The sequence below is a fragment of the Alteromonas sp. BZK5 genome, assembly GCF_014349115.1.
Lineage (GTDB): Bacteria > Pseudomonadota > Gammaproteobacteria > Enterobacterales > Alteromonadaceae > Alteromonas > Alteromonas macleodii.
Genome location: NZ_JACSOE010000048.1, coordinates 23,752 through 34,959 on the forward strand (window position 1 = coordinate 23,752; position 11,208 = coordinate 34,959).

General features: G+C 45.8%; 13 protein-coding genes. All 13 read left to right on the plus strand.

Annotated elements, in window-relative coordinates:
* The first annotated feature begins 42 nt into the window (after positions 1-42).
* Positions 43-957, plus strand: coding sequence for an agglutinin biogenesis protein MshI (locus BIZ39_RS13940; protein ID WP_187447263.1), 915 nt, complete (start codon positions 43-45; stop codon positions 955-957).
* Entirely contained in the window at positions 954-1,580 is a 627-nt protein-coding gene (locus BIZ39_RS13945; RefSeq protein ID WP_061439056.1) for a PilN domain-containing protein, read from the plus strand. Before BIZ39_RS13940 ends, BIZ39_RS13945 begins: the two co-directional genes overlap by 4 nt.
* On the plus strand, positions 1,555-2,202 hold the full coding sequence (locus tag BIZ39_RS13950) for an agglutinin biogenesis protein MshJ (RefSeq protein WP_187447264.1): 648 nt from the start codon (positions 1,555-1,557) through the stop codon (positions 2,200-2,202). The genes BIZ39_RS13945 and BIZ39_RS13950 overlap by 26 nt, the downstream gene beginning before the upstream one ends.
* A gap of 9 nt (positions 2,203-2,211) precedes the next feature.
* Entirely contained in the window at positions 2,212-2,532 is a 321-nt protein-coding gene (locus BIZ39_RS13955) for an agglutinin biogenesis protein MshK (RefSeq protein ID WP_014947895.1), read from the plus strand.
* Positions 2,516-4,264: a pilus (MSHA type) biogenesis protein MshL gene (gene mshL / locus BIZ39_RS13960; RefSeq protein WP_014947896.1), complete on the plus strand. Its 1,749-nt coding sequence runs from the start codon at positions 2,516-2,518 to the stop codon at positions 4,262-4,264. The genes BIZ39_RS13955 and mshL overlap by 17 nt, the downstream gene beginning before the upstream one ends.
* Before the next feature lie 2 nt (positions 4,265-4,266).
* A complete protein-coding gene (locus tag BIZ39_RS13965; protein ID WP_187447265.1) occupies positions 4,267-5,169 on the plus strand; it encodes an ExeA family protein in 903 nt (300 codons plus the stop codon).
* Positions 5,166-6,392 carry a tetratricopeptide repeat protein gene (locus BIZ39_RS13970; protein WP_187447266.1) on the plus strand — a complete coding sequence of 409 codons (1,227 nt, stop codon included), beginning with the start codon at positions 5,166-5,168 and terminating at the stop codon, positions 6,390-6,392. Before BIZ39_RS13965 ends, BIZ39_RS13970 begins: the two co-directional genes overlap by 4 nt.
* Entirely contained in the window at positions 6,392-8,104 is a 1,713-nt protein-coding gene (locus BIZ39_RS13975) for a GspE/PulE family protein (protein WP_187447267.1), read from the plus strand. Before BIZ39_RS13970 ends, BIZ39_RS13975 begins: the two co-directional genes overlap by 1 nt.
* Positions 8,104-9,339, plus strand: coding sequence for a type II secretion system F family protein (locus BIZ39_RS13980; protein WP_014947900.1), 1,236 nt, complete (start codon positions 8,104-8,106; stop codon positions 9,337-9,339). Before BIZ39_RS13975 ends, BIZ39_RS13980 begins: the two co-directional genes overlap by 1 nt.
* A 27-nt stretch (positions 9,340-9,366) precedes the next feature.
* Positions 9,367-9,861 (plus strand): hypothetical protein, encoded by a 495-nt coding sequence (locus BIZ39_RS13985; RefSeq protein ID WP_187447268.1) that lies wholly within the window; start codon positions 9,367-9,369, stop codon positions 9,859-9,861.
* Positions 9,862-9,905: 44 nt separating this feature from the next.
* On the plus strand, positions 9,906-10,493 hold the full coding sequence (locus BIZ39_RS13990; protein WP_101563278.1) for a prepilin-type N-terminal cleavage/methylation domain-containing protein: 588 nt from the start codon (positions 9,906-9,908) through the stop codon (positions 10,491-10,493).
* Positions 10,494-10,515: 22 nt separating this feature from the next.
* Entirely contained in the window at positions 10,516-11,016 is a 501-nt protein-coding gene (locus BIZ39_RS13995; protein WP_187447269.1) for a type II secretion system protein, read from the plus strand.
* A gap of 1 nt (position 11,017) precedes the next feature.
* A partial coding sequence (locus BIZ39_RS14000) for a prepilin-type N-terminal cleavage/methylation domain-containing protein (RefSeq protein ID WP_187447270.1) occupies positions 11,018-11,208 on the plus strand: 191 nt, incomplete at its 3' end.

Below are 11,208 nucleotides of genomic sequence, written 5' to 3' on the forward strand. Positions count from 1 at the left end.
GATTATAAGATAATACTCGGCATTAACGAATTAAGTAGATATATGCTTTCACGCTTATTTTCTTCGAAAAGTAAAAAAACTAGCGTCACTGTAGGCGTATCGGTCTGTGCTTCTGAGCTACACATTGTGGCTATAGAGCGCAGTGGCGACGCTGTTTCACTTAATTCTGTTTCTTCAATTCCCTATGATCAGCATCAGCCTCTCAAGCAACAGCTATCGGCGGCGTTAAGCCCGTTTGCTAAGTCGACCTGTAATGTTGCTATAGTGCTTTCACAGCATATGTACCACATGGTACAGGTTGATAAGCCAGAAATGGCAGAAGAGGATATTACAACAGCGTTACCGTGGACTCTCGGAGAGCTGGTTCCCTATGACTCCAGCAACATGGTTTTAGACTATGTCGACTACCCGGTTAAAAGTCGGAGTGGCGGCCAAAAGATAAATGTATTCGCTGCCGAAAGGTCCTCACTTGCTGCCGTCGCAGCGAGCATGGCAAAAAAGAAAGACAAGCAGCTTACACATATCCACACCAAAGAAGTGTTAGCAACTGAAATGGTGCCAAATGATGACTATGCGCGACTACTCATCATCCAAGAGCCCAACAGTGAACCGTTTTTAATGATAGTGCGCTCTCAGGCTATTTGGTTGGCACGTCGCTTACGTGGATTTGTAAGCAAAGTTAATGAGCAGACAGACCTGTCACAGCTAAGTGATACTTTGGGATTAGAAATTCAACGCTCAATGGATTTCTATGAGTCGCAACTTAAGCAGCCGCCTTTAAAAGAAATTCTGTTTAAAACTCAATTTGACTGTGTGCCAGTGATCGAACGGCTGAAGCCGTTTCAGCCCGTTGCCATGAGTGTCTTTACTTCACAGCTTAATTTAGCCGATGTAGTTGAACCTGCCTGCCACTTTGCGTTAGCAAGTGCACTTGTTGCAGCGAGAGAGGTGGCATGAAAAGAACGATAAACCTCTATCAGGACTCTCTTAAACCAAAGAAAGAGCGGTTACCATTCTCGAAGGTACTTTGGCTTAATGGCGCGGCAATAGGTGTCATGTTGGTGGTGGTAATCGCGCTCAATATTACGTTGGGGGCGAAGCAGAAAAAGTTAAATGAAAAAACAAACGCGATTAGCCAACTGAATAGCGAAATTAAAACCTTAAGCGCTGCACTCGAGAAGAAACGAGACACCCAGTCGCTTCAGCAACAGCTTGAAAAGGTGAACGCCAAAATTGAAAACCGAAGACGTCTGTTAGCGTATCTTGATAGCGGAGAGTTGTCATTTGACGCAACAAAGTACGGCGAGGTTATGGACGATTTGGCTAATTTCCACAATCAGAACCTATGGCTGACGAGTATTGATATCGATACACAAACCATTCGCCTGTCAGGCCAAACCTTGGCGCCTTCATCTATACCTGTGTGGCTTAAAAAGTTGCAGCAGTCTCCGTTTTTCCAAGGTAAGTCATTTTCTTCAGTGCAGTTTGATGAAGTAGACGGCAAAGAAAACGTGAAACAATTCTTGATATCCACAGATTTTGAAGGAGACGCTGATGAATCAGTACCAGCAGCTCTCTGAGAAATTCTCCGCTCTTGAAAGCAGAGAAAAACAGCTAATTACATGGGTGAGTTTTGGTCTCATTATCTATCTATTCTTCTGGTTCGGTGTTTCGCCTGCACTTGATGACTTGTCTGCAACCGATAAAGCAGTCATCAGAAAGGAGAGCGAGCACAAAGCATTGGTCATTCAAAGAGATGCTATTCAAGAAGCGCTAACCATCGATTATACAAAGCGCACGCAGCTAGAACTCGATAAGGCCAGAAAAGACCTACTATCAATTGATGAGGCACTAATTTCACTTAATGAAGGGTTTGTCGCAGCCGATCGAATGCCCGAGCTGCTTATGACGCTTCTAAACGAAGAAGACAACGTACGTTTAGTGAATTTTAAGGTCGAGCCTACCGAAACAGTACGCTTTGGTGACGGTGAGTCTCAAAGCACACCGTTTTACCGTCATAACATGCGCTTAATTATTGAGGGAACTTACTTTGACCTGCGTAGCTACCTAGCGCGCCTTCAAGCCGCGCCTGAAAAAGTCGTAGTAACAGATTTTGCTTACAACGTTGAAGCTTACCCAAGTGCCACGTTAGCGCTGGGGTTAGCAACGGTAAGCAATAATGAAACCTTTATCTCGCTGTAAGGAGAGAGTGTGAAACGGTTAAGAATTGTGGTCACAGCTTTAGCGATAGCAACATGCTTACCTGCAGTTGCGTCTGTCGACCCGACTAGGCCTGCAATCGCCAGTGCATCAGTGTCTAGCAATGATGAAGCTGTAGCAGGAGAGCTAGCACTTCAATCTATCTTTAAACGCAGTACAGGTTATAGCGCCATCATATCGGGTAAATCTTACCGCGTGGGCGACACACTTAACGAATACACCGTATCAAAAATTAACCCCAAGAACGTGGTTATCACTGACGGACGTCAGCAGAAAATACTAAGAATGTATGCATATGAAATTAAAAAATAGCCTCATTGTTAACACATTGGTTTTGTCTGCAGCGTTAGTTGTGGCAGGTTGCCAATCTTATGGTGTTGGCGAGGAAGTAAAACCTCATATTCGCGATGAACTAGCACGTTCTCAGAATACGACATCAAGTAAACCAACACCGCCCCCGCAGCTTAATCAAGAACTGCTGGCAGAGGTTGCCCGTTATCAAGCGTTACCTGCGCCAACATCACAGAAAATGTTTGCAGTTTCTGCTAACAATGTAGACGTGCGTCCGTTTTTCGACGCGTTAGTTGAAGACACACCTTACAGTGTCGCGGTTCATCCAGCCGTGTCGGGGCAAATTAGCTTAACGCTCAAAGAAGTGGCGTTAGAAGATGTATTAACCATTATTTCGAGAATGTATCCGTTAGACGTGTTTTTGGAAGGGAAAGTAATTCAGGTTATGCCTTCTCAACTAAAGACGGAATCTATCCCGGTTAACTTTCTTATGATCAAGCGCTTCGGTGTATCTAACGTAAGCGTTATTGCCGGTGGGGTAAGTGAGCAAGACCAAAACAATGGTGGCAACAACGGTGGAATTAACGGCAATAACAACATTAGCGGGAACGCGCTAGGTGGTCAGGGTGGTTTTGGAGGCCAAGGCGGACTTGGCGGCAATAACATCCAACAGCTCAATGGCTCAAACATTCAGACTACCAGTGAAAACGACTTTTGGAGCGATTTAAAAGAGGCACTAAAAGTACTGGTCTCGCCAACAGAAGGCCGCCAGGTTGTGGTTTCACCCCAAGCGGGCTTGGTCACAGTTCGAGCACTGCCCAGCGAAATCGCAGTGGTGAAAGACTTTTTAAACCAAAGCCAAGAGAGCTTACAGCGACAGGTGGTATTAGAGGCGCGCATTATTGAAGTCACTCTAAACGACGGCTATCAGCAAGGCGTGCGCTGGGATCGTATTGCAAGCGGCTTGACGGGCAGTGTGAACTTTGGCTTCAGTGGCGGAGCTATAGCGTCAAACTTTGCTGCAAATACCGCTGCAGGTATAGATCCAGCCATTAATGCAGTTAATGGCATAGGGAACTCAATCTCTACAGATATTGGCGGCGTTTCTACTTTGAGAATTTCCCGAGGTGACTTTGACGGCGTTATCAATATGCTGCAAACCCAAGGTGATGTTCAGATGTTGAGTAACCCCAGAGTGACCGTCACTAACAACCAGAAAGCAGTGATTAAAGTGGGTCAGGACGAATACTTTGTCACCGATGTGTCGACCAGTGAAGATCAAAGCGCGACACAAACCGAAAACGAAAATGACATCGAACTTACCCCGTTTTTTTCAGGTATTGCCTTAGATGTTACCCCTCAAATTGACAGAAGCGGCTCGGTTATATTGCACGTTCACCCATCAGTAACGGAAACGGCAGAGCAGACTAAAGTCATTCAGGTGGGCGATCAGCAAATCTTGCTGCCACTGGCACAAAGTAATATCCGAGAGTCAGATACGGTAATTCGTGCCCGCGATGGAGAAATTGTCGTGATTGGCGGTTTGATGGAAACCGTTACCAGTGAGCAAGAATCAAAAACGCCTTTGTTGGGCGACATTCCATTCATTGGTAACGCGTTTAAAAACAAAGCCAAAACGCAGAGTAAGCGCGAGCTGGTGATCTTGATACGCCCATCAGTTGTGCAACCGGACACGTGGGAAAAACAACGTCTTCGCACTCAGTCATTACTTGATCAGTGGTATAGAAACTAATTATGTATCAGGGCTTTTTTCACTTCACAGATATGCCGTTTTCGCTTACCCCGAATACGGATTTCTTTTGTGCGCTTGCGCCACACAATGAAGCGTTAAAAGTCATTTTATCAGCATTGAGTATGTCTGAAGGCTTTATAAAAGTAACCGGTGAAGTCGGTACAGGTAAGACATTGTTATGCCGTAAATTAATTAATCATCTGTCTGATAAATTTGTAGCCTGCTATTTACCCAATCCATACCTTTCGCCTGATGAATTACGCCAAGCATTTGCGAGAGAGTTAGGTATTGTTACGGAAGGAAATAGTGATAATCAAGGCTTGCATAATGCAATAGAGACAAAGCTATTATCCCTTAAAAAAGAGGGGCGACAAGCGGTACTAATCATTGACGAAGCGCAGTCGCTGAGTTGGGATGCTCTTGAGATGCTGCGTCTTTTTAGCAATTTGGAAACGGAAAAAAGTAAGCTGCTTCAAATTGTCTTGTTTGGACAGCCTGAACTGGATGACAACCTGGCAAACCCTAAAGTAAGACAAATACGCCAGCGAATAAGTTTTTCCTACACTTTACGCACAATGACGTCAGCCGAAGTCGATTACTACATTGGTCACCGGTTGACGACAGCAGGTGGTGACGAGCAGTTGATATCTAGAGGACTGCGCGCATTTATAGCGTTGGTTACCAAGGGCACGCCTCGCTTGGTTAACATAGTTTGTCATAAGATTCTTTTGCGCGCATATGGTCAGGGCAAGGCGTCGGCGACCTGGTCACATACCCTAAGCGCCGTTTTCGATACACATGACTGTAAACGCAGACTTGTCCCAAGGCAGAGTCTTGTTATTTTGTCGCTTGCTGTGGTGGCAGTTGCAAGTGTACTACATGTATACGGCGCAGGTGGCATATGAGTATTTTGAATGACACCTTAAAGTCACTGGATGAACGCAATAAAAGTGAAGACTTTGGTTTGCCGCCAACCGTTGAAGTCAGTCAACGTCCAGTTTGGCCAAAAGCGCTCATGATCATCGCCGTTTTGGTGTTTGTAGTATGGTTAGTAATTACACTTTTATCTGGTACTTCCCATCGCGAAAAAAATGAAGATGAATTAAGCACAACGGCCGTTTCAAGTGCCCCGAGCGTTAACAACCCGCCTGCTGAAAGTACAATATCAGAGCGCGTTGCCGATAGCACAGCAGATATAAATGCGCCGTCACAAGGAATGCAATCGACCCCGTTATCTGAAAGTGATATGGCGCTACAAAACCGTGCGTCAGATGTGGCTGAGTTGGTTTTCAATACCGTTGATGAGTCATTAGAAGATGATGAAGCTCAATACAGAAAAAGGGTTACAACTACGGTATCAGCAACCAGCACAGCTGATGATGTGAATGCGTCAAGCGTCAATAACAGCGCAAACGCCAGTAGCCCTCAATCAGAACTGTCTGCGGTTAGCAAAACACAACCCTCAAGCTCGAAGGCCGTAGAGCCTAAACCCACAAATATCATAACCAGAGAGCCTGTAGTTGAGGTAGCACCTAAGTCACCTGAACAACAAAGTGCAGTGCATTTAGAAGCAGGACTTAAAGCGTATAACTTTGGCATTTTTGATGAGGCTCAAAAAAGCTTCACGCTAGCACTGGCAACCTTTCCGCAAAATGAGGAGGCGCGCAAGCAGCTGGCTGCACTTTATTTTGGACAAAACAATAATTTACAGGCACTGCAGGTACTTTCAGAGGGCATTGTGATCTCGCCTAGCGAATTAATTTGGCGAGAGCTAATGGCCAAAATTCTGGTGCAGGAAAGCCGCTTCGAAGAAGTATTGAATTTGATGCCTGATAGCTTGGATGCTAAAGCGTTAGCCGAAGGCCGTGCCGACTATCTAATTTTAAAGGGCACCTCTGCTCAAACCATCAATAAGTCAGATCAAGCGATATCAGCATTCAGCGCTATGACATCGCTACAGCCTAATAATGCGAAATGGTGGTTGGCACTAGGGGTGAATTATGACGCATTGGCAGATGAGAGCCTGGCGATATCATCTTATTCCAGGGCACTCGCCATTGGCGGGCTTTCCTCTGCATCTGCACAATATGCAAACTCGCGTCTAACTGATTTACAGGAGCAGCCTTAATGCGACCTCGATTAAAGATGCGCCTTGGCGACTTACTCGTTCACGAAAACATTATCTCCAGTGAGCAGCTTGACAATGCGCTTGCGGCGCAGCGAACGTCAGGGCGCAAACTGGGGGATACACTTATCGATTTGGGCTTTATCGGCGAACCCCAGCTTCTTCGCTTCTTGGCACAGCAGCTAAATATTCCTTTCTTGGATATAACACAGCGCCGTATAGACCCAGAGCAAGCTCAGCTTATCCCAGAGACTTACGCACGTCGCTATCGTGCCTTGGTGTTAGAAGCGGACGACGATGAAGTGCTGCTGGGCATGAGCGACCCAACGGACTTGGGAGGCTTAGACCAACTCGGCCCGTTAGTCGCTCCTCGAACCGTTGAGCTGGCTATCGTGCAAGAGAACCAAATGCTAGAGGCATTTGATTCTGTTTACCGCCGTACCCAGGACATTGCGTCATTTGCTGAAAAACTAGGTGAAGAGTATGCAGACGAGGCTGATTTTGAGTTGTCAGCACTTGATGACACCACCTCGGATGCCACGGTCGTTAAGCTACTTCACTCCATATTTGAAGATGCCGTTCAAGTTAGGGCATCAGATATTCACATCGAGCCCGATGAAAAAATCCTGCGCATTCGTCAACGTGTCGACGGCGTTTTGCAAGAAAACACGCTCAACCAAGTGAAAATAGCCTCGGCGCTGGTACTACGACTCAAACTCATGTCTGGCTTGGATATATCTGAAAAGCGTATTCCACAAGACGGGCGATTTAATATTAAAGTAAAAGGACACACCTTAGATGTGCGTGTGTCGACCATGCCAGTGGCCAAAGGAGAAGCGGTAGTTATGCGTTTATTAGACCAGTCTGCTGGCCTACTAACGCTAGACCAAACCGGTATGCCCGATGCTATGGCAGAGAAATTTAGAGCTGCCATTAATCGTCCCCACGGTATGATCCTAGTAACGGGGCCTACGGGTTCCGGTAAAACTACGACTCTGTATGGGGCACTTAGCGAACTCAATAAGCCTGACCTTAAAATCATAACGGCTGAAGACCCCATTGAATACCGTCTACCGCGAATCAACCAAGTTCAGGTTAATGCCAAAATTGGGCTGGACTTTGCCGCCATTCTTCGCACTACGTTACGTCAAGACCCTGACATTATAATGGTGGGGGAAATGCGTGACCAAGAAACCGTAGAGATTGGTCTTCGAGGTGCATTAACCGGCCACTTGGTATTAAGTACGCTGCACACCAACGACTCAGTAACCAGCGCTATTCGCCTTATCGATATGGGCGCGGCGCCGTATTTGGTTGCTACTTCATTACGAGGAGTGCTTGCACAGCGTCTGGTTCGTAGGGTGTGTGAGAACTGTAAAGAAGAAAAGCCTGCAACCGCCCAAGAACAAGCGTGGGCTGGCTTCTTGAAACCTGAATTAGCCACTGCCACCTTCTACAAAGGACGCGGGTGCAACAGCTGTAATCACACAGGATACAAAGGCCGGATAGGTGTTTTTGAATTTCTGGAAATGAACGAGGACATGATGGAGGCCTTGCGTGAAGACGACACGCAGGGCTTCGTAGATGCGACTAAGGCGAATAAAGACTTTGTTCCTTTATCTCACATGGCGCTGGACTACGCAGCTCAGGGCAAAACTTCTTTAGATGAAGTGTTCAAAGTCGCTGAATTTGTTCCTGAAGTGGTGAATCACTAATGCCACAGTTCAAGTACGCAGGTAAGTCAACGCAAGGCGGGCCTCAAAGAGGAGTTATAGAAGCCGCGTCAGCGCAAGCCGCAGCACAAGCCTTGCTGTCACAAAACATTGTGCCTCTTACCATTGTTGAATCAAAAAAACGCAGTGCAGAAAATGAAGGAGACGGCTTCGATATCACGCGTTTATTTCAACAAAAGGTGGGACTGGATGAAATGATCATTTTCTCCCGCCAAATGTACTCATTGCTAAAGGCCGGTATTCCCATTATTCGCGCCATTAAAGGCCTAAGCGAAAATGCATCGCATAAACGTTTTCAAGAGATTTTGAAAGATATTGCAGACCAGTTAGAGCAGGGACGAAGTCTGTCTTCTTCCATGGCTAAATATGAAAAGGTGTTTACGAGACTTACCATATCCGTGGTGGTGGTAGGTGAAAATACCGGTAAATTAGACGATGTATTCCTACAGCTTGCCCTCTATTTCGAACGCGAGCAAGAAACCCGCAAGCGCATCAAATCGGCGCTGCGCTATCCCACTTTTGTGTTAATTGCGCTAGCAATTGCCATGTTCATTTTGAATCTATTTGTTGTGCCAGTGTTCACCCAAATGTTTGAGCGCTTTGACACTGAACTTCCAATTATGACCCGCGTGTTAATTGGTACTTCCAATTTCTTTGTGAACTATTGGTGGCTGCTAATTATTGTGATTGTGGGAGGGATTTTCGCTGTTAAACAATACGTTAATTCGACTAATGGACGACTCAAATGGGACAAATTTAAACTAAAGTTGCCTGTCGTGGGCAGCATTATTGAGCGATCATTACTTTCAAGATATAGCCGAAGTTTTTCAATGATCTTACGTGCAGGCGTGCCGTTAACCGCAGGGCTTTCACTTACTGCCGACGCCGTAGACAACGCGCACATGCAAAAGCGCATTAAAGAAATGCGGCAAGGGATCGAAAAAGGCGAAAGTTTGCTTAGAGTTTCGAAAAATAGCGAACTGTTTTCTACACTTGTACTACAGATGATTGCAGTAGGTGAGGAGACGGGGCGACTAGAACCGTTGTTAGAAGAAAGTGCTGACTATTACGAACGTGAAGTCGACTTCGACTTGAAAAGTTTAACGGCCAAAATCGAACCTATTTTGATTGGTTTTGTTGCGGTAATGGTATTGATCCTGGCGCTTGGCATATTTACGCCAATGTGGAACATGATGTCGGCGGTGAAAGGCGGCTGATAAAGCGCTTTATAACTGGGGAAAAGCGTGGCAAGCACCAAAACGGGGTTACTTAATTTTGTTGTTATAGGCGTATTGCTTGCTGTTATTGGGACAACATACGTGTTTTACGCGACACCAATTATTGATGAAGCGGAAAAGGTTAACAAAGAGAACGCGGTTGCACAGTTTCAGCGAGTGGTGATGTTAGCCAGGGCACAATGGATAAAGACTAAGCAAGATACTGTGCTTATTTACGAAACTGAGTTTGACGCTGGTGGCAAAGTTAAACAGCACAAAGATGTGGCGGCAGAGCTATACATTAATGAAAAAGGCTGGCCCGAAGGACTTGAAAAAGTACAGGGGAATGCGTGCGAATACATGCTGACACTTGCAACCTTAAGAGAAGGTGAAGCGCTGTCAACAGTGACCGTAAGCGACCAGTATGCAAACGGTTACTTACAATGTGCATTCTTTTGGGGAAAAGAGATTTGGTTTGAATATAACGCTGGTAGCGGCGTTGTCAGGCTAAGAAATAGTTGATTAAACGGCGGCACAATTCGCCTTATCGTCATCAAGGAGATGTTATGAACACCAAACAACAAGGCTTTACGCTAATCGAGCTGATAATTGTTGTAATCATTCTAGGGTTGCTTGCGGCCACAGCATTACCACGCTTTATAGATGTTACTGATGAAGCTCGGGAAGCAAGTGTTGAAGGTGTCGCTGGTGGTTTTGCCGCAGCGGTAGGTCTTGTAAGAGCGCAGTGGGAAGTTGAAGGCCGTCCGAGCGGAAATAATGGAAATGGGAACGGCACTGTAGTCACTTACGATCAAACGCAAGTAGGGGTAGACGGCACCATTGGTTACCCAACGGGAAGCTCTACAGGCAACACACTTATTTCTACCGTTAACGACACTGAATGCAAAAACGTATTTGACCTAATTCTTCAGTCAGCACCAACAAACACAACGTCGACGAACGACACCGTTGTTGCTGATTTCAGATATGCCGTTCGTGAGGACGACTCAGGTGCAAATACACTTTGTGTTTACTACTTAGTTGAATCTATGGGCTTACCTAATAGCTCAGCACCGGCAGATGGGACGCCAGACGGTACAACGTACGACGGTTTCACTTACAACCCAGCCACCGGCCAGGTTACTGTTTTTTAATTAATACCTAGGAAGTTAAATTATGCAAAAAGTATCAACACAACAGGGTTTTACCCTAATCGAGTTAATCATTGTTATTGTACTGCTGGGTATTCTAGCGGTAACCGCAGCACCTAAGTTTTTGAACCTTCAAGATGATGCGCGTGATTCTGTATTGGAAGGTATCGCTGGCTCTTTAGAATCCGCTTCATCGGTTATATATGGCAAAGCGCTAATTGCAGATCAAGCCGGTGCAACTGGGGGGATAGACCTTAACGCAGATGGTACGGATGATGTGACAACTGTTAATGGATACCCAGATGGTGATGATGCTGATAATTTTACACAGCTTTTAGATCTACCCGATGAGTACTTAGTTTCTACCGACGGTAGCACGACCGCATTTATTTACTATACAGGGTATGGCGACTATTCTGATGTAAATAATGCGCCTGATACTGCTGGCGACAAATGTTCGGTGCAATATGTAAATGCGGGCACGGGTGAACGCCCTACTATCACAGTCAACAGCTGCGTCGAATAATGTGAAAAAAACCGGTTTTACATTAGTAGAACTTATTATAACCATTTTGGTTATTGGGGTGCTGGCGGTAACCGCCGCACCTCGCTTTCTTGGTAACGATACGGAAGAAGCTATCGCCCTTCGCGATCGCACACTTCAAGTCGTTCGTAACATGCAGTTTCGTGCTATGCAAAATGTGCAAAACACTAGCTG

Coding starts and splice junctions, on each gene's coding strand:
- BIZ39_RS13940 (WP_187447263.1), top strand. CDS start 43: ATGCTTTCACGCTTATTTTCTTCGAAAAGTAAAAAAACTAGCGTCACT.
- BIZ39_RS13945 (WP_061439056.1), top strand. CDS start 954: ATGAAAAGAACGATAAACCTCTATCAGGACTCTCTTAAACCAAAGAAA.
- BIZ39_RS13950 (WP_187447264.1), top strand. CDS start 1,555: ATGAATCAGTACCAGCAGCTCTCTGAGAAATTCTCCGCTCTTGAAAGC.
- mshL (WP_014947896.1), top strand. CDS start 2,516: ATGAAATTAAAAAATAGCCTCATTGTTAACACATTGGTTTTGTCTGCA.
- BIZ39_RS13965 (WP_187447265.1), top strand. CDS start 4,267: ATGTATCAGGGCTTTTTTCACTTCACAGATATGCCGTTTTCGCTTACC.
- BIZ39_RS13970 (WP_187447266.1), top strand. CDS start 5,166: ATGAGTATTTTGAATGACACCTTAAAGTCACTGGATGAACGCAATAAA.
- BIZ39_RS13975 (WP_187447267.1), top strand. CDS start 6,392: ATGCGACCTCGATTAAAGATGCGCCTTGGCGACTTACTCGTTCACGAA.
- BIZ39_RS13980 (WP_014947900.1), top strand. CDS start 8,104: ATGCCACAGTTCAAGTACGCAGGTAAGTCAACGCAAGGCGGGCCTCAA.
- BIZ39_RS13990 (WP_101563278.1), top strand. CDS start 9,906: ATGAACACCAAACAACAAGGCTTTACGCTAATCGAGCTGATAATTGTT.
- BIZ39_RS13995 (WP_187447269.1), top strand. CDS start 10,516: ATGCAAAAAGTATCAACACAACAGGGTTTTACCCTAATCGAGTTAATC.